The organism is Delftia sp. PE138 (assembly GCF_018320755.1).
Lineage (GTDB): Bacteria > Pseudomonadota > Gammaproteobacteria > Burkholderiales > Burkholderiaceae_C > Comamonas > Comamonas tsuruhatensis.
This window is the reverse complement of the sequence record NZ_JABEPN010000004.1, coordinates 118,039-143,661: the sequence shown is the minus strand read 5'-3', so window position 1 is coordinate 143,661 and position 25,623 is coordinate 118,039. Positions and strand designations below refer to the sequence as shown.

Below are 25,623 nucleotides of genomic sequence, written 5' to 3'. Positions count from 1 at the left end.
TCACGCCTTACTGCGCCGGGATCATGTACGAGAACGAATCGATGGTGATGGGCTGGCCAACCACCACAGTGAGCGTCGAGAACTTGCCTTCACCCGAACCCACTGCCGCAGCACCGTCAACGCGGGGAAGCAGCACCGATGCGGAGCCATCGTCTGCTCCGTTGCCGACGAACCGGAACCAGCCGATGGTGCCGGCGGCCAGGCCGGTGAACTTCCAGACCGCCGATGCCGGCTTGAGCACGCCGCCATTGGCCGGCGTGTCCAGGACCAGGCCATTCGTGGGCGAACCCGCAACCCAGGGGTCGCCGTTCAACGTGGCGCGGCCGAGCAGCGTACCCGTGGGCGCAGCATCAGCGGTGACGGGCTGCGGTCCGCTGTAGACCAGGATGCAGCCGCCATTGAGCGCGCCGGCAAAGCCCGTGGTGCCAGCCTGCGCATTGCGCAGGGCCGTGGAGAGTTTGAGAGTCATGGCGATACCTCACGTCGGTTGGAATTGAAGGGAGAGCCGCCCGCGTGCAGGCAGGCAAGGAAACGGGTCTGGCCGTCGACCTCGAGCACGGCAGCGCCAGCCTGCAGGCCGGGCGCCACGCTCACGCGCGAGGCGGTCAGGTTGGTGAATTCGGGGAACTGGCACAGGCCGCGCTGCGACCAGATCAAAGTGCGCTTGCCGTCCAGCGCCCAGGGCAGGCCCGGCACCGTGCCGTAGCTGGCCAGCAGGGCCATGCCCTCGGGCGTGTGGGCGTGCATGGCGCGGTCGGTGGCCACCACCAGGCCGGCATCGTTCGGAGCCAGGGCGTGCACGCGGCCGGGCACCATGAAGAAGCCTTCGGAGAGATTCCACAGGTGCGGCGCCAGCGGCTCGCTGCGCCAGACCACGGTCTTGTCGTCCTCGGGCAGGTACTGGGCGGCGAAGATGCGGCCGCGCCATTCGCCAATCACGTCCACGCCAACCGGCAGCGGGTCCAGGCCATCGGTCAGCAGCTCCTGGCCCAGCGCCTCGGGCGGCTGTGCCCAGACAGCAACAGGACCAGCAGCACCGAATGCCAGCTGGAACACGGTGCTGTCTGCCGGCGCCACGTATACGCGCGTCACGCAGCCGGGCAACTGCTCGATGCCGCTGATCTGCAGTGCAGCGCCCTGCTCCACCGTGATCTCCGCTTCGCTGCTGGCCGGAGACTCCCGGCCGTCCGGCAGGATGAACGTGGCGCAGACGCGGTACTGGCCCGCCGGCATCTGGCCGCCCTCGCCCACCAGCACGCTCGGCTCGGGCGGCACGGGCAGGCGCCAGGGCAGCGCCTCACCTTCGGCAGTGATGATCCCGGCCGCGTCGCCGGCCACGTACAGCACTTGGTCGTTGAACTCGGTCCAGTACGCATCGCGGCCGAGGCCCTGCGCAAGGGGGCGCACGGTCATGTCGCCCAGGACTTGGCGCAGCTCGCCGCCGTCGATGACATAAAGGCGAGTGAAATCGCGCGTGGAGTAGATGCCAGTGGGCGTGCAGGCCATCGCCAGCGTGCGGCCGACGCGTACCTTCACCCCACCTGACTCCGTGATGTCCACGTTGTCGGCGCGCACGAACCACGACAGGCCGAGCCGTAGCGGGTCGGTGACGTTGTTGATTCCTTTAAAGGCACGGATTGAATCCATGCCGAAGACTTTGCCTACCTCCGCCCAGACCGTCCAACCCTGGGCGGAGTCAACCAGATTAATTAGACGTGATCAACGTTGGAGCTGGCGCCTGCCTAATTGCGTGCAATGCGGCTTGGTACAAGCAAACTCCAGGCTGGTTTTTGGTCACAACTCTCTGGAGTTTCCATGGCGTAGTTTTGCAGGTCCCAGGATATTTTTCAGACTTCTCTACTTCACAAGTTCCCGAAAATGGGCACACCATCGGCTGCAATTCATCTGTCGAAGAGACGCTACCAGTTGCCTTAATATGCTTTGAAACAAAGTGGATTACAGAGCAAAGAACCATATATCCGAATAATTCGCGCTCTTGGTTAGAAACCAACAATCCGCCATCTACATCAACTATCTCAAGCTCTGCTTTCCCATTTTGCTTCTCTTGTATAACTACATGAGGTGCAAAATTCGCAGAATATCTCATGAATTTTTCAACATCAAGTCCCGCCTGGATAAATGCTTCTTCAACGTGAGGGTGCTTAGCCCTCTTCTCCGCCGCCATTTTTATGATCTTTGAATATTCAGAAAATCTATCTTTGAGATATTCGGAGTCAGCATAAAATTTCTGAACTTCATCAAGGTAGTCGCTTAAATCATTTTTTACAAATCTCTCAAAACTAGAAATTTGTTCGGCCTGATAATCCAAATACTCCTTGGCACCCACCTTCAATTTATCACATGCTTCAATCAGGGCCATACCCGGAGAGTCATGAAACAGAGCGATATTTCCGACAATTAATCGCTCTTGGCTGGTTGTCTGCCTTCCGACGAGAAAATCGACTAATGCACCATACGCAAAGTAAGGAAAACTTGGTGTAATCTCTCTCACATAATCTTCACTCACACCAGCATTCTTCCAGCAGACTCTTTCTGCCTCAAAAGCTACACCCTCCGTGATAAATGACCAGCCTACATTTAGAGTCTCGTTTAGAACTACGTTCTCGCCACGGCAGCCCTCAATCTTAATACTGTATCCTACAGTTTTATCCTTTTTCAAAGGAGAAGGAAAAGACTCAGGCTGCCCAAATTTCCAAGACAAGAATTTCTCTTTTCTAAAGAATGGTGCCCCTCCGACAAAACCTCCTTTAAGATAGCCCATATTCTGAATAAAGAACAATAGATCATCATCATCACCGCCAGCCATTGTTCCATCAACCTGCGTGAATTTATGAACGCACACTGCTATCACAGCATGCGTTAAGTAGGTTATTTTCACACCCGATCTAGTCGATATATTGTGCATAAAATGAATAAATTCATGCACCCTTACTGGAAGCGCAGCAGGAGTTGGAATACCGTCCTCTGGACTTAAATCTACATCTTTCGAAAATCTAGAGAACAAACTGTTAACACTAAAAACTCCATCTTTAGCGGAATTCAATTGATCATCAAATCCAAATCTGCTCATAATTTAATCTAAATCTATATTATTAATAGAATACACTCATAAGAATGCATTCTCATCATGGTCTGCGAAGTTCACTTTTCAGCAAACACGCAACACTATGTTACATCAACATCTCTTGTCAAAAACTTTGCACCTACTCAGCAAAAAACCACGAAAATTACTCTGTTTTTGAATGAGTCTCTTTACGGTTTTTTCTGCTTTAGACGTACGCCCCAAGAAGGCAGGGTTCATTCTTCAACCTGGAACAAGAGAGAGAGGCCCATGGCAATCCAACTGCATGGGGGCGCCCGACGGGTGAGAACCCATGATTGCGTGTTTCTAGCTGATCTCCTTGAGCTACGATTCCGCAGTCTTCATTGAGCAAATCCTGCACCGAGCACTCAACTCAGTCTTGCAGCCATCTCGCGCATCTGCTGCCTAAGAGCTTTGGGTGATGTGTCCGCAATGCGATCGGTGCGCTCCTTGTTCATCTCGCGCACGCGCTTCGCCACGTCGGGGATCTTGACCACGATGGGCTGCTCGGGGTTGTTCTTGTTCCAATCGGCCAGCCGGTCGCGCACGCGCTGCAGGCCGGCTTCATCCTTCTCGAAGACAGCCTGGGCCCATTGCGCCTTTATGTCCGAAGAGGTCTGGGTATAGAAGCTCTTGGACCGTTGCATGAAGCTGTTTGCCTCCTGGACCTCGGCCACGCTCTTGGGCTGGAAGCCGATGGCCTTGGCAGTCGCTTCCGCAAGCGTGGTGTCGATCACCTTGTAGCCCTTCTGGTCGCGGTACATGCCGGTGGCGGCCATGTCTGCACCCTTCGCCAGATTACGCACCGCCGTGGGCGACACCTCCAGGGCCGCGCCTGCAATATCCCCCGTCAGCACCTTGCGGCCGGCAGTGAAGCCGCGCGCGACCAGATCGCCGGCAGGGCCGACCACTTCCAGCAGATCGCGCTCGCGCGACTGCTTGGTCAGGAACAGTCCAGTGCCGGGGATCAGGTTGCCCATGCCCAGGCGCCCGGACACATCGATGGGCGCGCCCGGCAGGCCCGACAGGCCCTGCTCCATGAACTCGCCCAGCTCCTTGCCCACGATCCCTGCCAGCGCCTGCTTGCGCCATTGCTTGCTGCTGATGTTGTAGCCCATCAGCTGGCCCGCGCCGTCGATCAGGTCCTCCACATCCTCGGCGAAGGGAACGCCGCCGGCGCCGCCCATCAGCAGCAGCATGGCCAGGGCCCAGCCCACCGCGCGCTTGCCCTCCGGGCCGCCCTGCTTCCACATGCGCTGCATCAGCTCCAGGTAGCTGACGGAATAGGTCTTGAAGGTGAACAGCGTGCCACCCACGGCGCCGCGCGCCCACTGGGGTTTGTTGGCCTTCGAGTAGACGAACTGGGTCTCAAGCACCGCCTTGCGCGCGAAAGCGCCGGGATCGGGCATGCCCTGGGCCTTGGCGATCCGGAATGCAGCGATAAAAGTGCTGCGGCGGTTGAACTGCTCGGCCAGGGCGAAGGGCTGCCCCCATGCCACCTTGGCGCGTTCCCAGGCATTGCCCGCCGCGGCGCGCGCATCGCCGGCCCGCGTGCCGTCGCCCGAGCGCAGGCCGTCCGCGCCGCGCGCCTGGGCCATCAGCTGATGTACTTCCTGCGGCGACACCACGCCATCGTCCTCGGCCGATTTCAGAGCATGGGCCAGGTCCGTCTCGTACTTCATCCCGCGCGTGCCCATGTCCTTCAGCGCTCGAGTCATCTGGCCGCTGGCCGCGCGGATGCCGCCGAACTGGCTGAGCCAGGGCAGCGTGACGGCAAAGGGCTGTGTCATGTTCACGAAGGCCGAGGCCAGGGAGCCGCCCAGGTACTGCGCGAACAGCATGCCGCGCACTGCCTGCCCTTCTTCCTGTGGATCGCGGATGTAGCTGCGCAGGCCCATGGCCAGGTCCTTCAGCTCGCCCTGGTCCTTCGGGATGTCGTTGATGGCGCGGTCCATCGTGCCCGCGTTCAGCCCGGCAGCGCCCTGGCGCGCGTTGCTGTAGACGAAGTTGGCAACAACGCGGCCCACGTCCTGGCTGTACCCCTCGATGCCCTTGCGCTGGATCAGGCGCTTCAAGGCGCTGTGGTTGTTCTTGGTCAGCTTCAGGTATTCGTCGTAGACCTTGCGCGTGGCCGCGTCGGCTTCCTTGCCCACCACCATGTCCTTGAAGATCTCCAGAGTCTCGGGCGTGATGCCCGCGAACAGCTTGAAGGACTGCTGGCTCATGGTGCCCTGGGTGATCACGGCGCCGGGGAAGGCCTGGGCCATCTGGATCTTCGCCAGGTTGGTATCCTTCATGGTCTCGTACATGCCGAAGTACTGCCGGTTGCCATCCTGGTCAACCACGTCCAACGTGTACCGGCCGAAGCGCGACAGCGGCGCATACCCGGCGTCCTGCAGATCCTTGGCCGTGGCGGCACGGTCCACCACCAGGTTGTTCAGCTGCAGCAGCCGGTCGGCCAGCTCAGGCTTGGCCTTGGCGTCGTGCTGCAGCGTGGTGGTCAGCAGCTCCAGAGCGTCCGAAAGCTTGGGGGCATCCAGCACCAGGTCACGCATGCCAGCGTACTCGTCGCCCAGCGCGCGCATCATGTCCGCCCGTGCAGTCATGTCGATGGAGCGGTCGATGGCCGCGCGCGCCTCGCGGTACAGCGCGATCTGGTTGGGCTTCGCGCCGAACATGGTCTGCAGTTCGGCGTCCGTCCACACTGCCCCCGGCTTGAGCATCTTGCTCTCGAAGCGGGAATTCACATTGGCCTCGTACTGGGCCAGCGGCAAGCCGCGCCAGGCGCCCAGCATGCGGTCATCCAGTCGCCCGGCGCGCAGCAGCAACTGGGCCTTGTCGTCGGCAGGCAGATTGCCGTATTTCTTGGCCAACTCGTCCACCAGCACGGCCTTGCCATCCACGTCCCGGCCCCACAGGAGCGTGCCTTCAAACAGCGGCTTGGCCACGGCCTTGTTGTCGGCCGCCGATACGGGGGTCTTGCGGTTCTTTCCGACTAGGGCGCCGATGGTGTCCACGCGCGGCAGCAAGCGCGGCGCGCGGTCGGCCGCATCGTTGGCCAGCATGGACACGTCATCGATGTTCTGCTGGGCCGTCTCGTAGACGGGCTTGAACTCTGGCACGCGCTCGGCCAGGTGCCGCATGGTGCCCACGGTCTTATCCCAAACAGAGATCTTGCCCGGGTGGGACATCGTCTTCTGGAGCTGGTCCAGAGCGCTGTTTTTGATCTCCGAAAGCCGCGAGCGACTGAACATGAGGTCTTCACCACCATCCTGGCCAGCGGCCTCCCGCGTGTTGATCTGCAGGAGCCCCCGCAGTACACTGGCAACGTCTCCTGAAGTGACCTTGCCGGATCGCTCCTCGGGTGCTTCGGCACCGGCCCCGGAATCCCTGGCCTTCAGGAGATTTTCTTTTGTGATGACGCTGTGCAGGTACATCCTGCGGCTGTTCACGTCCTGGCGCACCAGCACGGTGACGATGTCATCTACCCCCTTGATCTGCACAGGCGCGCTCACGAAGTAGCTCTGCACATCATTGGCGCGGCCCTCAGCAACCACAACACCCCGCTCCAGAATCCGAGGCACTGCGGCAAATGCAGCAGCTTTGAACGGGTTCATGCCATGAGCCATGCTGTCACGGACCGCGCGCTCGTCCAGCACAACGGCGCCCAGCTCAGGATTCACGGCCTGGCCCCCGGCATCCTTGAACACCTTGGTTGCCCAGGCACGCAGCAGCGGATAGCCCTGGGGCGCTTCATCGCCGCGCAGCACGGCCACTGGCTCACCCTGCAGCACGCGGGCCTTGTCCACCAGTGACATCTCGGCCGCGCCGCGGCTGAATGACGGCTCGATACGGTCGGTCGCGGCGCGGTGCCCGCGCTCCACGAAATCGCGCGCCGGCAGGATGTAGCCCTGGATGATGTCGGCGTCCGTGAGCTTCAGGCCACTGAACCCGGGCACGTTGGCACGCAGCCAGTTCCGGATCGCCGCCACGGCACGGCGCACGATATGCAGCTGCGGCGTCTTCTCGGCCATCTCGGCCAGCACTTCCTCGGCCGCATGGCGCCGGCTCAGGTCCGTGACGCCACGCAGCCCATATTCCTTGACCTTGGCCGCCACCTCCGCATGGCGCATGGTGGCCACCTGGTTGAGGATCTTGTTCAGCTCCGGTCCGAACATGCCGCGAAGGCCGTGGTGGCCCAGCACCTCGTGGTGCAGCACGCGAGCCGCGTCGGCGGGCGTGTTCAGCTTGCTGGCCAGTAGGTAGGCGCGACCTTTCCAGTAGAAGCCCTCGGGCGCCCCGCTCGCCCCGCCGCTGCGCTGGCGCAAATCCGCGCGCCGCGCTGCCTCCGGCACGGCCGGGTCGTTCATGTCAAAGGCCACCACGACTTCCGGCCCGTTGCTCCACCCCTTGCGGATGGCATCCACCGTCTCACGCACCTGGCCCACGGCCTGGACCCGCGCCGCATCGGAGAAGGCCGCCGGCTCCGGTCGCATGATGCGCAGCAGGTTGGCCATCTGGTCATCGGTCAGGCCCTGGCCATCGGCTTCGCCGCGCCGGAATGGCAGATCCTCGGTGCGCTCCACCGGGCCGGCCTTCAATTCGCGCGCGCTGGGCGGGGTGGCATGGGTGCGCTCGCGCACGCCCGGCACATCCTCCCAGCCAGAGCCCTGCTTCTCCACCTGGCGCACCGTCACGCTCCACACGCCATCGGCATTGGCTGGCGTGTACGAGACCACGCGGACATGGCTATCCCCGTAGCCCTTCACGATGTTGCCCGGGGTAAAGTAGTCGGCGCGGGCGGCCTCCTCGGCTTTGGCCTTCTTGGCCAGGACGCCGCGCGGCTTGGGTGTGGTTGCTGGAGCAGAGGCCGGAGACGCAGCATGGGCAGCACCCTCGCTCGTCGTGGAACTGGGGAACTCTCGCGCGGCGTCCAGCAGTTCGCGGATGGGCGCATCCAGCCGGATCACCTTCACGTCCTCGCCGGCTTCGCGTGCAGCCAGCCACTGGTGGTGGCCGTCGAGCACATGTCCGTCGCGCGAGACCAGGATGGACCGATTACCGCCCTCGAAGCCCCTGGCCCGCGCCACGCGCTCGCGGCTGAATTCCGCCTGCGTGGGCTTGAGGCTGGAGGCCTGAACGCTCTCCTCCTGGTGAGCAATGCCGCGGGCATTCATGAAGTTGACCATGGCGCCGCGGTGCGCGGCCCGGATCTGCGGCATCTCCGCGCGCGGCACGCCGATGGAGCCGGAATCGCGGGAGAACTCGGCCCAGCCGTCGCCCAGGTCGCGGCCTTCCACGGAACGTGCTGGCGCGCGGCCTGCAGGTGCTGTAGCAGCATCAGGCATGGCGGCGGCCAGCTTCTCGCGCACCTTGGGCGCCAAGTCTGCCCAGGCGCGCGTGTGGGACGATGCGCGCGCCAGAGCGTTCAGCCCCTTGGCCTTGGCTGCCACCGCCTGGCGCTCGGCCGCCGGCATGCTGGTCCAGCGCTCGCTGGCGGCCAGCAGCTGAGCGCGCTGCGCGTCGTTCCCTTCCTTGGCGATGGCCTGGGCCTGCTGTTCGCCTGGACTGGGCGATGGCGCAGCAGCAGGAGCTGTGGCCTGCGGCTCCATCGCGTCTGCAAGACGGAGCTGCAGCTCCACATTCAGGCTCTCCCAGCGCGCGCCGTGGAGACTTTCTTTGATGGCAGCATTTACGCCGCCCACACGCTTGGCCAGTGCCTTGCGCTCTGCGGTGGGCATGCTGGCCCAGGCCGCGCGCCCGGCATCGATGCGCTGGGCAGGGGTTTGGACTGGCGCTTGAGCCTGCGGGCCTGGCGCTGCACCTGCTTGCGCGCCATTGTGCTGAGACGAGGTGGTGCCATCGGTCAGCTCCTGCGCAGCTGCAGAACCTGCAACCGGCGCTCCTTGCGCTCCTGCTGCCTGCGAAGATTCCGCGCGCGGCGGCTGGGCTTGATCGGCTTGTGTGCCATCGATGCTTCCTTGCTGGATGGTGGTAGGGGTGGTTGCAGGGGCTGGCGCAGCAGCCTGCTGGTCACGCTCGCCGCGGCGCCGGGCCAGCTCGCGCGCCAGCTGCATGCGTACGTTCTTGGCCTGGGCCGAGCGGAAGGCGTTCGACAGGTCCTCATCCGTCCAGGTGGCCATGGCTCCGCCCGCGATCTCGCCGGTGGCAGGGTCGGCCGTGACCCGGCGTTCCGAGGCCTTCTTCTTGGCGGGTGCGCGCGCGGCAGCCTCTGCGGCCTGGGCCAGCGCGCTGGCCTGCTGGGTCTGCGCAGCAGCACCTGAATCCACTGCCAGGGCAGCAGCTGCGGACAGCGAGCCGGCAGCAGGGTCGAGGCCCATGGCGCGCGAGGGCGGCATGGCCGCACCCGTGGATTGCAGGATCTCGTCATCGGGCGACTGCACGGCTCGGTTCGCGGCCATCTCGGCATCGCGCCGGGCCTGCTCCTGTGCACGCTGCTGGGCCAGCACGGCCGCGCCATCGGGCGGCGTGCTCTGCAGCACCTGTGGCTCGCCGCCCTCTTCCTGCTGCAGCTGCGACATGCGTGCTTCGAATTCCCTGCGCACGGTCTCCAGGCCGGCATTGGGTGGCGTGGCGGCGCCATCAGCACCCGGGCTCGCGCCAGGGCCAGCAGCACCAGACGCACCGGCCACCGCCTGCTCGGACTCGGGCTGATACGCTGCAGCAGCCTCGCCTGGCTGGCCTGCAGGCACGCGGGGCTCGCGCGCCGCCCGGTACCCCGCCGCGCCGCCGCCCATGGCCGCGCCCGACAGCGTGCCCAGCACCACAGCCGTATCCACGTCTTCGGACCAGTCCTTGCCCAGGGCCAAGTTCTGGAAGATCTGTTCGGCAACCGACTGGGGCAGTTCCTCGAGGAAACCCTCGGAAATCGCCCCCTGGATCACCTGCGTCGGAATGCTCTTGACCGCGCGCTGCTGCACCAGCGGATTGGTGGCCGCTGTGGCCGCGTCATCGGCAAACTGCTTGGCAATGCCCTTGTTGCCCTGGGCCAGCATGGTCTCGGCATCACCAATGCCCAGGCGCTGCGCCACGCGCCCGCCGGCATACCCCAGCCCGGCCGTGGCCGCGCCCGTGGCAGCCGCTGCAGCTGTCTGGCCCGGCGAGAGCAGCCCATCTTCGGATTCCTGGCGAATCTGCTCTGCCGCCGAGCCCGCGCCCACGATGCCCTCACCCAGCGCACCGGCTGCTGCAGCGCCCTTGGCTCCGGCATGGCCCAGCCGCGTCGCAGCGCCCAGCCCGCGCGCCACCACACCGCCCGCACCCATGGCAGGCAGCGATTCAACAACCGCACCGACGATGTTGGAAGGATTCTCAATGGCGGCCTGGAGCTTGCCGCCCAGGCCCTCGGCCTCCTGGAATTTGCGCTGGGCTTCCTTGGTGGCGTCCGAGTGCCATTCGTTGATGGCCTCGCGCGCCTGCTTGGGCCGGAAGCCGACAGCCCCACCCTCGTTCTCAAGGAGCTTGCCCGCGCGCCCGCCGGTGGCTATGTCAGCCAGACCGACAACAGCCTCGGGCACGGCCACGGCCCCCTTGGCTGCCCAGGCTGCTGCGTCGCGGACATAGTCGGCGGCGCTGCGGCCGACTGGCTCGGCAGGCTTAAGACCGAAGGCATCCTCGTAACTTATCGGCGCCGCTGCCGCGCCCTTGGGCGACTGGGGCGCTGATACTTTGAACGCGTCTTCATAGGAGATGGTGTCGTTTGCCATCCCCCCACTCTCTCTGCGAGGGCGAGAGAGGTCGAACCCTAGCCGGGGGTCTCAGAAAACACAAAGCCCGCGATTGCGGGCTTCAGTCAGATTTCGAAAGCTGTACGGTCCACAGCGTCCTTGATCCAGTTTGGGGGCTTGCCCCGACCAGTCCATGTTGCGCCAGTGGAGGGATCACGGTACTTGGCCACGCCTGCGCCAGCAGGAGACTTGCGCTTGCCAGTGCTGAATACGTCGTCTTCCGTCAGGTTGTAGTCGGCAATCAGCGCGCGGACCTTGGCGATCACGTCGGCCTTTTCGACTTTCAGGACTTCGGCAATGCGTGCTTCGAGCTCTGCTTTTTGTTGGAGGAGCGTCTTGTAGTCAGGTGTCATAGACTGGAATCGGTTTGTATGCTAACGAGGTTGCATTCTATGCATAAATATACCCCCTCCATAACATTGATTTGATACTTACGCAACAAACCGTCCATCCTCCAACGGTATAGAGTGGCTCATGAAGAAAGCACTTGAACTCCCAGGAATCGCGCTCTTGGCCTTGGTGCTCAGCGCATGTGCTCAACAGAAGCTGGCACCCTCTGTCGGCATGGCCAATCCCGCATCGGTCTACTGCGGCCAGATCGGCGGCCAGATCAGGATGGAGAAGACGCCCCAGGGCATTGAAGGCATCTGCGTGCTGCCGAACGGCACGGAGATGGAAGAGTGGACGCTGTACCGCAAGGACCATCCTGCCAAGTAAGGCACCTAATCCCGAGGACAGACTTGGCGTCACGCGCGGCGTTTGGCAACAGCAACCTCTACACGCTCCAGGAAGGTGCTTTCATCTGCAAGCCTGATCGTGATCAATCTACTCCCTTGCAGCGCTCTCTCCTGCCTTAAAACTTGCTCACGGAGCGCGTTTGTTCCACGAGTGATCGAGGAAAGTGCTGGGCGCGTTATCTCGAACTCACCACATGCTTCACGGAAATAGTGGCGCCTCGCACCGCCATCGAGAAGGAATGCTCTGGACCGCTCCTGGCAAAGCGGGCACTGCGACCAAATGCACAACAGCATGAAAACGACTGCGCACTGTATAGGTGCATAAGAGTCTCAGTAGAAATCTCTAGCGCTCCGTCCCCAAGGCGACATTTCATTTACGGCTGACGGTTGTACCGGCAGTGCTGACGCTGCTGGTGCGCGGGTAACCTGGAGACTCAGCGCTTGGCCTCGTCTTCCAACGTGTGTGCGTAGAACATGAGGTGCTCCAGAGCTACAGCGTGCGGGTCGCGGCCTCTCAACGGTGATTCCCTGGAAGAGTCGTCCGGAAGGAAGACCAGAAGCACGTCGCCACAGGCTTCGTAGTCTGCGCTGAACTCGACGCCGTTGTGGGTGAAGACGCATTCGTGCATGCGGGGCATTGTCTCAGGCGCGAGCTCACGGCACCAGCACTCAGAAAAAACGAAGCCAACCAGAGGCTTGGCTACCGTTCAAACTTCGAAGGGCTTCCGATCTCGGCCCTCGATCCAGCGCGGAGGTCGTCCACGCCCTGCCCATGTCTCGCCTGTCTTCGGGTTGCGATAAAGATGTTCGGGGCGCTTCGGCGGCGTCAGGTCGAACAGATCCCGCAGCGTCAGATTGTGCTGCTCCACCAACATGCGAGCTGCCTTGATGGCAGCGAATCTCTTCGCGCGATAGGCTTTTTCGACCTTGTCGTCGAGAGCCGCCTGCTCACGAAGCAGCGCTTGGTATTGGGTCGGCATGTGGGAGCTCCCATGGGCACGGCCCTAAGTCTGCCGCGTACCGCACTGTCTGCTAGCCCAGAAATGACAACGCCCGCGCGGGGCCGGCATGCCCATGGAGAAAAGCCCTCTCGGGCTACGATGGGTGCTCCTACACAACCATCCCGAGAGGGCGAAACCGATGGAGTCGCACGCATTTGTTGATTCCGATGCACTGCTGAGGGGGTCATACGATCCCTCGACACGCCTGCTGCGCCTATGGTTCAAGAGCAGCCCGGATCGGGCTTACGACTACCCGAGGGTGCCGGCACATATCTGGACCGAGTTGAAAGCGGCCCAGTCGGCAGGCAGGTACTTTCGTCAGAACATTCAGGACCAGTACGGGGAGCCGCGCGTTCCAGCAAATCCATGGCGACGTCGATAGCCGCGCGCGCCCTGGAGAAATCGACGGTCCAGCTGGTGTCGGGAGACAGCGGCAAGTCAGGCCGGTCGGTGGCCACGCAGCCGCCATGGAAGTCGAACTCGCGGCGCGCGAGCAGCAGCACGTCGCGCACATAGGCCAGGTCGGCGTTGGCCGCCCGCGCGCCGGCTCCAGCCCGCCGCGCCGCAGCCCTCGCACGATGCGCCGCGCGCAGAGCTACGCAGACCAAGACAAGCGCCAGGAGCAGCGCACCGGAGAGGATGAGGATGGGGAGAGGTGGCATGCCCCAGTGTCAGCACTGGGGCAGGATCGCGTGAACCCTGGGCGGAGCGTCTCGTCGTGCGCTACAGGCACTACCACGGAGGTCAGTTACAACATCGGCGCTGCACATTGAGAAAAATAGGACGAGCTATTTTAGCCTCCCAAGAGGTTCAGCCTTTTAACAAGGTGCGCTTAATGTTTTCAGAGTGCCAAATACTTGATTAGCCCGAAAAAACCATTTTCAAAATAGCAATATAAGTACAATGAGCGAGCATAATCCATTTCTTCCGCATATCTATAAAGAACAAGAATACACCCCAATAATACTGGAAGAATTGCCAAAGTTTCATAAACGAATAGTGTCTTAGATATCTTTCTTCTCTGCACATCTATATGATCTTCAATTTTTTCAATCTGAGATCTAATAGAAGCACCAAAAGACCTACTACTGGAAGAGGCAGCCTCCATGTTAAATTGAAACGTATTGATCAGATTATCCAATTGAAGACGGTAATGCTCAATTGTTATTCTCAATATATACGACGCAATTACAATCCCAACAAGCCCTATAAAAAAAACTAGCCATCTTTCTGAATTTTGTACTGCAACCAACGCTGCCATTGATACAGGCACCGCGAGTATTTTTGTACCCAAATCCCCCACAGCATTATTTATCTTTGTTGTACTATCAATCACACTATCGGATATTTTCTTTCTAATTGCATCGAAAGAAAACCCGTTCATGTAGGCATCCCAATTGTGATAGTATTTTTTTATCACCTTGCGCCAATTGCGAACTAAATAAGCAAACTCAGCCCCGTTATGCTCACATTCTGCAATCACCTCGGAAATTGAAGAATTCAGGATAACTATCTTTTCTTCCACATGAGGTCTACTTTTCTCTTTCGCAACCTTCACATATTCCAGCATCTTTGCATGGGGAAGCGGAACGTTCAACAGGTCAATTGATGCCTCAATTTTTAAAGTTGTTGCTTGTTGCGAAGTCTTTCCATCAGCAGCCCTTAGAAAAATCACCCTACTACTGTTGTTCTCATAGTTATCATCAAGTGCAACAGCAGAGAATGCTCTCAAGTCTTTGACAAACTTTATAAATTTGTAGAGATTAGATACTTCAACTATGGATTCATACTCCTCACCATATGCATAATCAAGATCTCGAATATAAAAAAACTCTGGTTGAGATCCGACATTTATCTGGTAAGAAATTGAGTGGAAAAAATCCGTGAAAGTTGCGTAAAAATAGCCGTCTCCTCGTTGAGGAAGCTCAATTTCAACCCTTAAATCACCAGAGTCCAGCGTCTGCCACTCGACTTGAGCAAGGGACGAGCCGTCAAAGTTGTACTCTTTTAGCGCCCGGAGTAAATCGACACTACTAGGAATAGTGACATCGATTGAATACGATTCCCCAAAGCTAGGCAACCCTATCAATCTATAAATATTTACAAGGGCGCTAAACATAATTATCCAAGCTGCTTTTCCAATTGACCAATTTGGCGTTCGTTAAGATCCTTGATTATAATTCTTTTCTTATCTCGGTCGTAAAAAACCTTCGATCTCTCATCTGTACCAACAACCGATTTACTAAACTTCAACTGCATATCTTCCGTCGTCACCACGACTCTTGTCCACTTATCCAATGCCCCCGAGTGAACAAAAAATTCAGCCGGCACTCTATTTTTATCGTTATTATAATAACCCGATAGCTCATCAATATGAAATACTAAATCGGCGGGAATTATCCTAGAGATCTCATGGACAATTTCTTCAATCTTTGCCGATTTATCATGTTGCTTCTGCTGCTTCAAATAATTAACAACAGCCTCTTTGGCAGCTTTAGCAAACGGTTTTAGGCCATCCGTCTTTTCAAAAAACTCTTTGGTTAAATTTATAACTGCAGTTGTGGATTTTTTGGGCGAAACGTGCAACATACACCCCAGTGCCTCAATGAAATATCCTGATGCATCACTGGCATTTTTTGAAGAAAGAAAAGAAAGATAATTTCTCAGATCCCCTTCCTCTGAATTATCAACGTCTTCCGCTTCAACGCCATCATCACCCTGCTCCTCTCCAACGGAGATAATATATTCGTTGCAACGAATATCTGCTGCCTGGCTTAATTTAGACATATCGACTTCGACCACTCCTATGGGCACATAGTCCTTATCCAAGGTTATGCCGCCACGCTGCTTGATCATAGCAATAAGCAACCTCAAGCAGTTGCCATCATCCTTATATAGAGCAAAAAGAATTCTAGAACCAGTAGATGCTGGTTCTTTTGCGGCATATTCGACAATTTCATCCATGGCGTTTATCGATAATTCCAAGAATTTGTCTTCCCTAACCACCTCTAAGTAATTTTGACTGTAATAATCATAAAACTTACCACCCCTTGTGGGGTTAAATCGCCCCCACGACTGCATATTCATTCTATTTCCAAGAAGCTTAGCAACACCGGAAACCAAGGCAATTACGGTCGGCAAGGTAATATCAAGGCATTTATCTTTGTAAACAATATCGTCAAGAGCCACGCCTTTCACATGCTGCTCTTTCTCGAAACCATGGATAACCGCATTAATAATTTCAATAGCCATTTATTTCCCCACATTAAAAGTAATGTGAGCAAATGTAATGCAAATTCCCAAGAACGCCAACTTGGTGAAGACCATCGCTTGCGTATACTGTACATACATACAGCACCGAGTGCAAGCAGCATGTCTAGCGCTTCAGTCACGACGGCTACCCAGTAGTCGTAGGTTCCAATGGCACGTGCGTGTCAAGCCACTCTGATACAGTCAGGCGCCCTGAAAGGGAGTGCAATGCGACGAGCAATTTCCATCATCGCCAGCGTAATTGCGGCAGCGGTGCCAACAGCCCAAGCTGCAGACTACGCCACGTGCTTACTGGACAAGCTCCCTGGCGTCAGCCTATGCACTGGCCCCGCTCCACCCTCCTGAGTTCCCCAGCACGGTGGTACACCTCGCCCCCATACAGGCAACCTACTGCTACATTGCCGCCAGGAGGTTCTACCTATGAGCGCCCCGGACATCAGAGCGATGGAAGACATGCTGGACCATCTTCGAGCGAAGAAGGCCTTTGCAGAGGCGCAGCTGCAGGCATCCGAATCCAAGGATCCTGCGCTCGAATGGGATTTGCGCCGTATCGAAGGCCGCATCGATGTGCTCAAGGAGATGCTGCGGGAAGCTCGTGAGTGAGCGCGGCGGGGCCTGACGCGAGCCCTGCTACATTTCCGCTCAGGAGGCGCCAATGAGCCAGAACATCCCCCCAGACACGTCCCCTGAATCCATCGAGCGGTATCGCCAACGGGCGCGTGAACTGCGTGAGAACGCCATTCGTATTGAGGACGAGCTTCGGGCAGTTGAAGAGAAAAAGACCGAACTCCAAACAACCCTCGCACGAATCCGTGGAGCGGTGCAGGTGCTGGAAGAAATCATCGACGAGACGAGCAGATGATCCTCCGCGTTCTCTTCCTCGCCGCAGGCCTATGTGCCGCAGGTCCAGCCCTGGCCGCTGACTACGCCACTTGCCTCCTGGATAAGCTCCCCGGGGTGAAGAACGCGCCGGCCCACGCTGCCGCGCTGAACCTGTGTGCCCAGCAGCACCCCGACAAGTTCTTCGAGGTCCGCCGCGGCTCGGGCCGTGGCCTGCTGGGCCCGAAGTCTCCAGAGCAATGCACGCTGGACAAGGCGCGCGACACTTCCTGGCAGCCGGCGGCGGGGATGATCATGCGCGCGTGCGGGTGCCTGTACAGCCCGAGCGCGGGCCCGACAGACATGTGCGAGCGGTATCCGCTGTCTGCGGAGATTCGCGCGCAGCACCCGCTGGTGAAGACCGATGCAGACCTGCTGAAGCTGGAGACGCACTACAGGAAGATCTACGCCGCGCACCCGGATGCCGATGCGCTGTTTGCCCGGAAGGACTTCTGGGCCTGGGTGACGCAGGACAAGGCCAGGGAGAACGGGATCATCAAGGGCTCGACCGACACGGTGATCCGCACGATGAGCGAGTTCAAGAGCCTCCCATCACCAAGAACTATGACTTACGAGGAGGCCTACGACCTCCCTCCGGCAGACCCTGCCAAGTAGAGGCTAACCCATCCTCTCGAAGGCTTTTCCATTCCATCGGAGCTGCCCCGCTGGCGTTGTGTAAACCTGCCCGACCACCAAGCTTTCCTTGGCCGGAGGCTGTGCGCGCGCCCCTCCACCATCCACCTGCTGCACCTCACCAGTGACGCTGTTGTGCCGGATGATGCTGCCCTGGGTTGTTGAGCCATCAGCATTTTTAATCGCGGGCGTGACTGTGACCTTCCAAGGCGACTGCTCCGTCTCTCCGTTGATCGCGCGCAGGGACTGCTGGGCCTGCTGACGCTGATGGACTGTGGCGTTGGGATCGAGGAAGGTATTGCGCAGTTGCTCCTCCTGCTGCTGAGCCCGGCTCTTAAAGCCGCGCGCCGTGATTTCCGAGTCAGCCAGGCGGCGCTCCGTGTCCAGCCGCTGCTGATCCACATTGAAGCCGCGTGCTGTGCGGAAGGTGTCGGCCGCGATGCGATCACGCTCCAGTTGCTGCTGGCCGGTGGCGAAACCCAGTCGGGTATCGTAGCGCTGGGCCTCCTGCAGGCGTGCCAGGTCGCCGCGATCTGATGCGCGGAGGTTGCTGGCACGGCGGAATCCGCGCGCATCCCCGGAGCCCATGATGGCCACGCGCTGGATGGGCGATGTGGGCGGGGGCGCCATGGCGGCCTGCACTCGGCCCATGGATTCGGCCTGCTGCTGACCTGCCAGGTTGTTGGCGGCGTTCTGGTTGCGCCAGGACGGAAGGCCGCGCGGCTGGTCGCCCAGGGCTGCAGCCTGCGCGCTGTCGGCGTAGCTGTTGCCGCGACGATAGACGCCCGGCATCACTTCGGACGGGGCCGCCGCATCCGGCGGGCCCATGCTGGCGCCAGAGCCGGCAAGCGCCGTGCCGCTGGAGGAATTGCTGCCAGGAGACGCTGCAGGGGTTGTGGAGCTGGTCGTGCGGAGGGATGGCAGGCCGCCCGCTGGCCGGTCAGCCTGATAGGCCGCGCCCAGGCCGACGGCGCCGGCTGCAGGCACACCCAAGGGAGCCGCAGTGGACGAAGCCCGGCTCGCAAAACCTGCTGCACGTCCAGCACCCAGCGCCGCATTGGCGCCGATGCCCGCGTCCACGGCACGCGCCACGGCGCCAGATGCGCCGGCCGCACCACCGCCCAGGGCGTTGAGGGTGTTGGTCACATTCCGGCCCAGCTCCGAATTCATCGGGTTGTCCTGGGAGCCGTCGGCAGCAGGCGCCGCGCGCTGGCCGTCCAGGGGGATCTGGTCTTCAGGCCGGCCGCCATTGGCGAAGAACACCTTGGGCTTGAAGCCGCGCGGCACCCAGGCCTCTTCAGCAGCGGGTGTGTGGGTGGCATCGACGGCCGCCTGCAGCGCGCCCGCGCCGCCCATGGCGTGCACAGTATCGGGTGGCAGGACGAACTCGCCCGGCTTGAACATGCCGGGGATGGAGTCGGGGGCTTGGTTCTGGGCCTGGGCCAGCGCCTCGCTCTGGCGTTGGTTGCGCGTGCGAAAACCCAGCTTGGGCTGCGGGGCCGGCGGCGCCTTCTTGTCAGGGTGAAAGCCGAACATGGCGGGCCTTTCAGAGGATGATGGATTCGGTGACGTGCGGCACGTCTTCGCGCGTCTCCCGACGCATGTCGGAATCGGGGCGGCGGCCGAAGTACTTGGTGAACTCGCGCTCGGAAAGCTCGGCGCGGGTTGGGTCGAAGGCTTCGGAATCGGGCTGGGAGTAGCCGCGATGCAGCGCCCAGAGCACCAGCTTGTCGTGGCTGAAGGCATGGATCTCGGGCACGTCGGACCCGGATCGCATCTCGCTCAAGGGCAACCGGTAGCCTTCCAGCATGATCTGGCCGTCGCGCGGCGGGGCGGGCACCAGGCGAATGGCGCCTTCGCTCTGCACGGCCCATCGCACACGGTCCATGCGCTTGTGGCGCCACCCCGGATGATTGCGGTCCAGCCATTCCGTGGAGACCAGGTCCAGCTGCTGCGGCTCGCTCGCGCCGTCGCATGCATAGGATAGGTGCGTGATCTCGTACAGCGCGGGATGCAACTGGTAGGTGCTCTGCCCTTCCTTCGCTGCAATGCGGCAGATGCCCGGAAGGCTGGATTCCAGCAGGAGCCGCCCGCGCACTGCGGCCTCGGCCACCGCGTCGTTCAGCCACATGGTGATCTTCCTGTCAGTCCACCGATAGGTCTCGACCTCATCATCGGCCGCGACCCGGAACCGCGCGATCAGGTCTTTGAGGTTCATATCAGCGGGCTCCGAACTGCTCGATCAGGGTGGCCACCTCGGCGCGCATCTTGGCCTCACCCTTGCGGGCGTCCAGCTTGACCTCGTACTTTGCGGCGTACTCGACCAGGGCGCCCTTGTCCATGCCTTCGATGGTCAGCAGCATGGCCTCGGTGGCTGCACGCTCTTGCTGCTGCAGCTGCTCTGCCTGCTGCTGGGCGGCCTGGGCCTGTTGAAGCGCAGCATCGTCCTGCGTCTGCGTGGTGTCAGGCTGTTGCGCCTGCTGATCCTGCTGATCGGCAGGCTGCAGCTGCTCTACCTGCTGCTGATCGATGGACGCGCGGCGGAATTCCACGAAGCGCAGCAGCTTGCGCGCGACGGCCTCGGGCACCAGCTTGGTATCGCCAGGCTCCCAATGGGTGGCAGCGTGACGGTCGTGATAGGGCTTTTTGCCCGTGTATTCCAGCTTGTCGAACTTCATGATTCGCTCCGTTCATGTGAAACAAGCCGGACAGGCCGGCTTGCTGCATGGTTCATCGCCGCGAGCGCGGCTTCGGTCAGGCCACGCCTTCGGGGACGCCCAGCACCACCACGTCCAGCGCGCTGGCCTTGGCGTTGTCCGCGCCGCCCACGGTCAGAATCAGGTAGGCATCCTTGGGCAGCGTGATTACCGGGTTGGCAGTGGCGTTGCGCAGGCGCGCCGTGGCGGCCAGGTTCACGGCCGCGCCGAAGTAGTCGTCGTCCTGGGGCACGGCCGGCACGTCCACGCCGTCGGCATACTCGAAGCCGATCTTGGCGGTGACGGATGCCGTCATGCCAACGGCAACGACGACCAGGCTGTCGATCAGCTTGAAGCCAGCGGGCAGCAGGCCCAGGCGGATCTTTGTGCCCTGGATGGCGGGCGTCAGGATGTCGCCGCCCAGGGCCGCGCCAGCCGCGTTGGTGGCCAGGGTGTAATGCAGGGCGCTCAGGTTGCCCCACGGCGTCGCGCCCAGGCGATTGCTGGCGGACTGCACTTTGGTGATGGTTGCCATGTTGGCCTCCGATGAAATGGTGAAGAACTCAGCGGAGGACAGGCGATCAGCTGACCGCCCGCCCTGGGGCGCGTCAGTTGCGCTCGCCGATGATGCGCACGGCCGTATCGATGGCCGTGGCGCCGTGGTCGGTGTAGTGCTTCTTGCCGTTGCCCTGGGACACCAGCCAGCGGATCTTGAACACGCCCATGATGGCGCCGATCAGCAGTTCCAGCTTGTCGCCGTGGTCGAAGTCCTTCTCGCTCCAGAAGAAGGGCATGCCGCCGTGCTTGGACTTGCCGAAGGCCTGGGCCAGGGACTGGCCGCCCAGCAGGATCGCGCGGTCCACCGCATGGGTGGTCCCGAACGATGCCGGCACGATGCAGGTGCTTTCCGTCTCGGTCTCGTAGGAGGCGCAGTAGCGCACCGTGTCGCCGGCATAGAAGCGGATGGGCTTGGGCATCTTGCAGATCAAGATGCCGTTCCACAGGCCCACTTCCCCCAGGAACAGGGGGTGGTTGTTGGCCTTGGACGCGCGTGCCAGGGCGTTCGCCTGGAACTGGCGGAAGCCGGGGTCCTGGGCGAAGGCGTGGTATTGAGCGGGCGAGACCAGAAGAACGCGCAGCGGCGAATCCTCGGCCACCTTGTCCTCGGGGATCTTGATGGCGGGCGGGGGCAGCGCGATCGATTCCATCGTCGTGCGAATGCTGTCCACCACATCCATGCCGAGCACGTCAGTGGATGCAATGTCCAGCTCACCCGCGTTGGCCGCCACGGTCTTGATGGCATCGCCATCGGCAATGTAGTGGCGGTTGCGTGTGGGCGCCTTCACCTCGTTGATGGCGAATTCTGCGAACTGCGGATGGGCCTCGGTCGGCAAGCGCCATTCGATGTTGTCGTGAAAGCCGCGCGCGCCGGCCAGGTGGGTCAGCATCAGCTGGTCCTGGTAGCCGTTCATCAGCGACAGCGCAATGGGTCGGCCGATGCGACGGAATTCCACGGGGGAATTCATATCGGTCATCGTGTCGCCGATGTCCACCGGGAAGCGGACTTGGTTCACGCGCACGCGGCCGTTGTCCAACTCAATGCCCGTGCCCTTGCCCTCGGCCATGCGGCTGCCCATGATGGGATAGGCATTCGTGGGCTGCACGAAGTGGAACTCCACCTCGGAGCCCTTTCCGCGCGTCAGGTCCACCGTGCGAACGATGGGCATGTCGGTGGAGGTCTGCTTGCTCAGAACGGCGCTGACGTGAGCCTCGCCCTGGGGGACGGTGCCCACCATGCGGTTCAGCGTCGAATTGCGCTGCATGGACTGAGCGAACAGCCCGGCAGCCTGGACGAATTGGGCATTCGGCGAACCGGTTGCCACATTGGTTTTTCCGGACATATGTCCTCCGTCTTGGGGAGAGGGCTGCCTCATCACGAGGTGGCCCGGGTTTCAAAAAATGCTTCAGTGGCTCACGCCACGCTGTTCATCAGGGCATCCAGCTTTGCCGGTGACATCCCGCTCATCACGTTGATCAGTGCCGCCGGGTTATCGGCCAGGGCCTGCACGCGCTCTGCTTCGCTGGCACCGGCCGCCGCGCCCGTCAACTCGGACAGACTCACCGGCACGGCTTGCTCGGCACCAGCCTTCGCCTTTGCCACAGCCGCGTCCACGGCGTTGGCGGGAGTTGCTGGGCTGGCGGCAGGATCTGCGACAGGCTTTGCGCCCTTGAAAGTGCTGAACACTTCCACGATTTCCGCAGCAGAACCGTTCTGCAGGACATTGGCCACGGCTGCGCGCGCGAAAGCAGGCTGGGCATCCACCCACTGCTTGAACTCGGCAGAGTCGGCAATTTCGTCCGCGTCGGCGTGCGCTGCGTAGATCGCGTTTTCATGCGCCTGCTGCGCGCTGAGCTGTTCGCGCTGCTGCAGCGGCTGCATGGCCTGGGCCAGTCGCGCGTCCACCAGTGCTGCAGCACGCTGGTCCACCAGCGCAGCCACGCCCTTGGCGATCCCCTCCTCCGAGAAGTCGCCGAACAGGGCCATCTCCACGCCTTGGGAGGCGGCGGCCTTGGCAATTGCCAGGTTGTTGTCGGCCGAGGTTGGCGCCGCGCCGGCTTGCTCGCGAGCCGAGGCATCCGCCTGGGCCTGTGCGAGGTTGCTTTGCTGGCTGCGGTTCAACTGGTCGATCTGAGCCTTCAAGGTGGCGTTCTCGCTCTCCAGCGAGTCGCCGCGCGCCTTGAACTGGTCACGCTCGGTGCGAGCTTGAGCCAGCTTCTCAAACGGGATCGTGTAGCTGCCGGACTTGCTGGCAATGGGCGCGCCGGCCGGCTCGTCATCCTGAGCGGGCGCCGCGCCTGCAGCAGGTGCAGGAGCCGGGGTTGCTGCAACAGCGGGTGCGGCAGCAGGAGCGGGAGAAGGCGCTGCAGCAGTTTGCTCAGCGCCAGTGGTGGCGGTTGCGGGTGTAGCAGTGCTCGCGGCGTTGCTGGCTTCGGCGGTCTGGGCTGCGTCCGCGTCCAGATCCAGTTGTCCTGCAAAGGCGGATTCGAGCAGTTGCTCTGGTGACATCGGCATGTAGGTGCTCCACATCCCCGGCTATCCGGCCGGGCCTGTTTGAAGGGGCACGCAGATTCGAGGATCAGGTCGGGGCCGAAGCCCCGACCATCACGCTCTCCAGCTGCGGGAGGTGCCGACCCATCACGGGCAGGCTTCTCGTCTCTGGCTTTCGCCTTTAACGTGGAACACAGTGTCAGGCGGCACGCCCGCCGCATCCAACTCTGGACGGAGTGACTCGCTACAGGTTGTCGGCAGGGGTGGCAGTCTCGATCCCCTGCATGCCGCGCGACGGCTCCCGCGGGACGGGCGGGAATGACGGGCTGGTGTTCTCGCGCACCTGGCCAATGTCGCCGGCCGCGCCCGGACCGCCAGACTGAGGCGCGGGGCCGCCTGCGACAACGCCCGGCACCGGAAAGTCCGGATCGTCCCCACCAGGGTTCGGCTTCTGATAGCCCGCGCCCTGCATGATGGCGTCCGCGATGGGCGCGATGGCAGGGTTCATGGCAACCTGAGCGCCGCCCTGCATCGCCGAGAAGGCGGCCTGCACGCCCACCTGAACGGCATCGGCCATCACCTTCTTGATCTGGGCGTCCGTCAGGCGCTCCTTCATTTCCAGCTCCCGCGCCTTCAACTCGTGGCCGGCCTTCAGCAGTGCGGCCTGGACCTCCTGCTGCACCCGCTGCTCGATTTGCTCCGGCGTCTGCTGGCCAGTCGCCGCGCGGATGGCCTCCACCACCTGCTTCTTGCGGGGCAGGTCCATCAGGTCGATCAGGAACGGCAGCGCGACCACCTGAATATGCTCGGGCAAGGATTTCACTGACTCGGACAGCGAGCTGAGCTGCTGGCTTCGGAAACTGCTGGTGCTCGGCACGTCCTCCAGAGCGACCTTCATGCGCGTGCGCAGAACGTCATTGGACCGATAGGCCAAGCCTGTGTCTGGGTCCTCTTCGGCCTTGTTCAGCACCACGGTGCGCGGCGGGTTGAGCACGTCGCCCTCGATCACGATGGTCTGCTCCTCGTCGCCCATGTCCTCGATGATCAGGGACATCAGCAACTCGCCGACCATGGTGCGCCCGTCCTTGGTGTTGTCCATCAAGTCAGCCATGCCGATCTGGGACTGCTCCACCTGAGTGGTTTCCTGCAGTCCGCTGCGCGCGGTGCCGGCCTGGCCCTGCATGGCGGGCGTCACCGGGCTGACCCGGCCCAGCGCGCGCCGACTGTCTTCCATCAACTGCAGGTGCTGGGCGTTGAGCTGGAAATCACGGTCCACCTCAAAAATCCCCCCATCCTTCATGTGCTCGGCGTCAAGCACGATGTCGGCGTCAGGGCGGGCCAACTGCTGGCGGATCTGAGCGCTTGTCATCTCCGTGGCGCCCTTGGTGCGCCGGACCCGCGTCGAGGCCATGCCCCAACGCAGCTTTGCCATGGTGCTGTTCAGGTTGTCCTGCGGGAACAGCATGTCGCGCACCAGGCCGAACGGCATGCCCGTCTGGTCCTCCCGATAACCCCAGAACGGCACATAGGGGAAATGCTGATGTGGGTATGGCGTGGGGCCATCGTGCAGGCAGATGGGGCCGATCCAGTAGGACCGACGCAGCCGCGTGACGGTCTCGCGCGACAGCTTGCCCGCGCCCGATGCCACGGCCAGGCGGTGCTGCTGGTTGGACTCATCGAACTCGACCACGCGGCCGCCGCGCAGGCGCAGCACGAGCGCCGATACCCAGCGCCGGTACCAAAGTTCGCACAGGCTGAGCTCGTCGGTCTCCGAGCGGTACCACGCGTGCTCGCGCGGCGTCCAGGCCCGAGACACATCCAGGCCCGGCACCAGGCCCGTGGAATAGCCGCCCTCGCCCAGATAGCCACCGTATCCGCCAGGGCCTGATGCAGAGTCCGCTCGCATGATCAGTTCGCGGTGCTTAGGGAATGCCGCCGCGACCCGGTCTTTGCGGATGAAGCGCTCCCGAAGCAGCCAGTGGGCGTCGGACAGGTCAGCCTCCTGCGCCCGGATGTCCCACCAGATTTCATTGCGGTGCACATACCGGCAGCGGTAGGGGTAGGCAAACGGATCGCTGGCCCGCGCGACCTCCACCCAGCCCAAGCCCACGCTCACCTGCGGCTTGAAGGCGTCGCTGATCGCGCGATCTGCCCGGCTGTGCCGTTCGGCCTGGTTCAGGCGGAAGTTGAGCGCATCGGCCACGTCCTGGCCGCCCGGGTCGCCGTCCGGCGTCACGCGCCAGTCGGTCCGCGTCTTGGCCTCATGGCCGCACACTGCCGTAATCGCCGGGCCGATGATGTTCTCCTTGGCAGGCGGGATGCCGAAGCGCTTCATGCGCGCGAGCAGTTCGCTGCCCAGCTGGTTGCCGTCGGCATAGTCGGCTTCCATGTCTGCCTGCCGGCGCCACGGCGGCTGCTCCAGGATGTCATCGATGATGCGGGCATATTCGTGCGGCGTCAGCGCCGCGCCCAGGTCTGCAGTGCTTGGGGGTTTTGCATAGTTCATG

General features: G+C 61.6%; 20 protein-coding genes. 5 read left to right on the top strand and 15 right to left on the bottom strand.

Annotated features, from left to right (window positions below; all coding sequences use genetic code 11):
- Positions 1-7: 7 nt before the first annotated feature.
- The 5 genes from HFGMBDPB_RS15630 to HFGMBDPB_RS15610 all read right to left on the bottom strand — a co-directional run bounded on the left by HFGMBDPB_RS15630 (position 8) and on the right by HFGMBDPB_RS15610 (position 11,204).
- Positions 8-469 (bottom strand): hypothetical protein, encoded by a 462-nt coding sequence (locus HFGMBDPB_RS15630; protein WP_052155296.1) that lies wholly within the window; start codon positions 467-469, stop codon positions 8-10.
- The gene (locus tag HFGMBDPB_RS15625; protein WP_212645739.1) at positions 466-1,647 is read right to left on the bottom strand and encodes a hypothetical protein; all 1,182 of its coding nucleotides are present in this window, start codon (positions 1,645-1,647) and stop codon (positions 466-468) included. Before HFGMBDPB_RS15625 ends, HFGMBDPB_RS15630 begins: the two co-directional genes overlap by 4 nt.
- Before the next feature lie 58 nt (positions 1,648-1,705).
- The gene (locus tag HFGMBDPB_RS15620; protein WP_212645738.1) at positions 1,706-3,091 is read right to left on the bottom strand and encodes a hypothetical protein; all 1,386 of its coding nucleotides are present in this window, start codon (positions 3,089-3,091) and stop codon (positions 1,706-1,708) included.
- 380 nt (positions 3,092-3,471) lie between these two features.
- Entirely contained in the window at positions 3,472-10,830 is a 7,359-nt protein-coding gene (locus tag HFGMBDPB_RS15615; protein ID WP_212645737.1) for a PLxRFG domain-containing protein, read from the bottom strand.
- Between the two features lie 86 nt (positions 10,831-10,916).
- Positions 10,917-11,204 carry an H-NS histone family protein gene (locus HFGMBDPB_RS15610; RefSeq protein ID WP_212645736.1) on the bottom strand — a complete coding sequence of 96 codons (288 nt, stop codon included), beginning with the start codon at positions 11,202-11,204 and terminating at the stop codon, positions 10,917-10,919.
- 121 nt (positions 11,205-11,325) lie between these two features.
- Here HFGMBDPB_RS15610 and HFGMBDPB_RS15605 point away from each other — a divergent pair, with 121 nt between their 5' ends.
- The gene (locus HFGMBDPB_RS15605) at positions 11,326-11,568 is read left to right on the top strand and encodes a putative hemolysin (RefSeq protein ID WP_212645735.1); all 243 of its coding nucleotides are present in this window, start codon (positions 11,326-11,328) and stop codon (positions 11,566-11,568) included.
- Positions 11,569-12,295: 727 nt separating this feature from the next.
- Here the strand turns inward: HFGMBDPB_RS15605 and HFGMBDPB_RS15600 are convergent.
- Positions 12,296-12,568 (bottom strand): H-NS histone family protein, encoded by a 273-nt coding sequence (locus HFGMBDPB_RS15600; RefSeq protein ID WP_212645734.1) that lies wholly within the window; start codon positions 12,566-12,568, stop codon positions 12,296-12,298.
- An 88-nt stretch (positions 12,569-12,656) separates the two neighbouring features.
- Between HFGMBDPB_RS15600 and HFGMBDPB_RS30040 the strand changes: the two genes are divergently transcribed.
- Positions 12,657-12,971 carry a KTSC domain-containing protein gene (locus HFGMBDPB_RS30040; protein WP_502757469.1) on the top strand — a complete coding sequence of 105 codons (315 nt, stop codon included), beginning with the start codon at positions 12,657-12,659 and terminating at the stop codon, positions 12,969-12,971.
- A gap of 459 nt (positions 12,972-13,430) precedes the next feature.
- Here HFGMBDPB_RS30040 and HFGMBDPB_RS15590 read toward each other — a convergent pair whose 3' ends face one another.
- Entirely contained in the window at positions 13,431-14,708 is a 1,278-nt protein-coding gene (locus HFGMBDPB_RS15590; RefSeq protein WP_212645732.1) for a hypothetical protein, read from the bottom strand.
- Positions 14,709-14,710: 2 nt separating this feature from the next.
- Entirely contained in the window at positions 14,711-15,841 is a 1,131-nt protein-coding gene (locus HFGMBDPB_RS15585; RefSeq protein WP_212645731.1) for a nucleoid-associated protein, read from the bottom strand.
- A 438-nt stretch (positions 15,842-16,279) separates the two neighbouring features.
- On the opposite strand from HFGMBDPB_RS15585, the gene HFGMBDPB_RS15580 reads away from it, so the two are divergent.
- From HFGMBDPB_RS15580 to HFGMBDPB_RS15570, 3 genes are read left to right on the top strand one after another with little or no spacing between them, the layout of a single operon-like run.
- Positions 16,280-16,462 carry a hypothetical protein gene (locus HFGMBDPB_RS15580; RefSeq protein WP_212645730.1) on the top strand — a complete coding sequence of 61 codons (183 nt, stop codon included), beginning with the start codon at positions 16,280-16,282 and terminating at the stop codon, positions 16,460-16,462.
- Positions 16,463-16,514: 52 nt separating this feature from the next.
- Positions 16,515-16,721, top strand: a complete 207-nt coding sequence (locus tag HFGMBDPB_RS15575) for a hypothetical protein (protein ID WP_212645729.1) — start codon at positions 16,515-16,517, stop codon at positions 16,719-16,721.
- Positions 16,718-17,353, top strand: a complete 636-nt coding sequence (locus HFGMBDPB_RS15570; RefSeq protein ID WP_212645728.1) for a P-loop NTPase family protein — start codon at positions 16,718-16,720, stop codon at positions 17,351-17,353. Before HFGMBDPB_RS15575 ends, HFGMBDPB_RS15570 begins: the two co-directional genes overlap by 4 nt.
- Before the next feature lie 3 nt (positions 17,354-17,356).
- Here the strand turns inward: HFGMBDPB_RS15570 and HFGMBDPB_RS15565 are convergent, their stop codons facing one another.
- From HFGMBDPB_RS15565 to HFGMBDPB_RS15535, 7 genes are all read right to left on the bottom strand, one after another.
- Positions 17,357-18,907, bottom strand: a complete 1,551-nt coding sequence (locus tag HFGMBDPB_RS15565; protein ID WP_212645727.1) for a hypothetical protein — start codon at positions 18,905-18,907, stop codon at positions 17,357-17,359.
- Between the two features lie 10 nt (positions 18,908-18,917).
- Complete coding sequence (locus HFGMBDPB_RS15560) at positions 18,918-19,589, bottom strand: phage adaptor protein (protein ID WP_212645726.1); 672 nt, start codon at positions 19,587-19,589, stop codon at positions 18,918-18,920.
- 1 nt (position 19,590) lies between these two features.
- Entirely contained in the window at positions 19,591-20,049 is a 459-nt protein-coding gene (locus HFGMBDPB_RS15555; RefSeq protein ID WP_212645725.1) for a hypothetical protein, read from the bottom strand.
- 76 nt (positions 20,050-20,125) lie between these two features.
- On the bottom strand, positions 20,126-20,602 hold the full coding sequence (locus HFGMBDPB_RS15550; RefSeq protein WP_212645724.1) for a hypothetical protein: 477 nt from the start codon (positions 20,600-20,602) through the stop codon (positions 20,126-20,128).
- A gap of 73 nt (positions 20,603-20,675) precedes the next feature.
- Entirely contained in the window at positions 20,676-21,968 is a 1,293-nt protein-coding gene (locus tag HFGMBDPB_RS15545; RefSeq protein WP_212645723.1) for a phage capsid family protein, read from the bottom strand.
- 71 nt (positions 21,969-22,039) lie between these two features.
- Entirely contained in the window at positions 22,040-23,140 is a 1,101-nt protein-coding gene (locus tag HFGMBDPB_RS15540) for a hypothetical protein (protein WP_212645722.1), read from the bottom strand.
- A 220-nt stretch (positions 23,141-23,360) separates the two neighbouring features.
- Entirely contained in the window at positions 23,361-25,622 is a 2,262-nt protein-coding gene (locus HFGMBDPB_RS15535; RefSeq protein ID WP_212645721.1) for a portal protein, read from the bottom strand.
- Position 25,623: the final 1 nt, after the last annotated feature.

Bases quoted from the DNA above. Each gene is read 5' to 3' on its own strand.
- HFGMBDPB_RS15610 (WP_212645736.1), bottom strand. From the start codon at position 11,204: ATGACACCTGACTACAAGACGCTCCTCCAACAAAAAGCAGAGCTCGAA.
- HFGMBDPB_RS15565 (WP_212645727.1), bottom strand. From the start codon at position 18,907: ATGTTCGGCTTTCACCCTGACAAGAAGGCGCCGCCGGCCCCGCAGCCC.
- HFGMBDPB_RS15590 (WP_212645732.1), bottom strand. From the start codon at position 14,708: ATGTTTAGCGCCCTTGTAAATATTTATAGATTGATAGGGTTGCCTAGC.
- HFGMBDPB_RS15605 (WP_212645735.1), top strand. From the start codon at position 11,326: ATGAAGAAAGCACTTGAACTCCCAGGAATCGCGCTCTTGGCCTTGGTG.
- HFGMBDPB_RS15575 (WP_212645729.1), top strand. From the start codon at position 16,515: ATGAGCCAGAACATCCCCCCAGACACGTCCCCTGAATCCATCGAGCGG.
- HFGMBDPB_RS15615 (WP_212645737.1), bottom strand. From the start codon at position 10,830: ATGGCAAACGACACCATCTCCTATGAAGACGCGTTCAAAGTATCAGCG.
- HFGMBDPB_RS15630 (WP_052155296.1), bottom strand. From the start codon at position 469: ATGACTCTCAAACTCTCCACGGCCCTGCGCAATGCGCAGGCTGGCACC.
- HFGMBDPB_RS15620 (WP_212645738.1), bottom strand. From the start codon at position 3,091: ATGAGCAGATTTGGATTTGATGATCAATTGAATTCCGCTAAAGATGGA.
- HFGMBDPB_RS15570 (WP_212645728.1), top strand. From the start codon at position 16,718: ATGATCCTCCGCGTTCTCTTCCTCGCCGCAGGCCTATGTGCCGCAGGT.
- HFGMBDPB_RS15600 (WP_212645734.1), bottom strand. From the start codon at position 12,568: ATGCCGACCCAATACCAAGCGCTGCTTCGTGAGCAGGCGGCTCTCGAC.
- HFGMBDPB_RS30040 (WP_502757469.1), top strand. From the start codon at position 12,657: ATGCCCATGGAGAAAAGCCCTCTCGGGCTACGATGGGTGCTCCTACAC.
- HFGMBDPB_RS15540 (WP_212645722.1), bottom strand. From the start codon at position 23,140: ATGCCGATGTCACCAGAGCAACTGCTCGAATCCGCCTTTGCAGGACAA.
- HFGMBDPB_RS15580 (WP_212645730.1), top strand. From the start codon at position 16,280: ATGAGCGCCCCGGACATCAGAGCGATGGAAGACATGCTGGACCATCTT.
- HFGMBDPB_RS15535 (WP_212645721.1), bottom strand. From the start codon at position 25,622: ATGAACTATGCAAAACCCCCAAGCACTGCAGACCTGGGCGCGGCGCTG.
- HFGMBDPB_RS15625 (WP_212645739.1), bottom strand. From the start codon at position 1,647: ATGGATTCAATCCGTGCCTTTAAAGGAATCAACAACGTCACCGACCCG.
- HFGMBDPB_RS15545 (WP_212645723.1), bottom strand. From the start codon at position 21,968: ATGTCCGGAAAAACCAATGTGGCAACCGGTTCGCCGAATGCCCAATTC.
- HFGMBDPB_RS15585 (WP_212645731.1), bottom strand. From the start codon at position 15,841: ATGGCTATTGAAATTATTAATGCGGTTATCCATGGTTTCGAGAAAGAG.
- HFGMBDPB_RS15550 (WP_212645724.1), bottom strand. From the start codon at position 20,602: ATGGCAACCATCACCAAAGTGCAGTCCGCCAGCAATCGCCTGGGCGCG.
- HFGMBDPB_RS15555 (WP_212645725.1), bottom strand. From the start codon at position 20,049: ATGAAGTTCGACAAGCTGGAATACACGGGCAAAAAGCCCTATCACGAC.
- HFGMBDPB_RS15560 (WP_212645726.1), bottom strand. From the start codon at position 19,589: ATGAACCTCAAAGACCTGATCGCGCGGTTCCGGGTCGCGGCCGATGAT.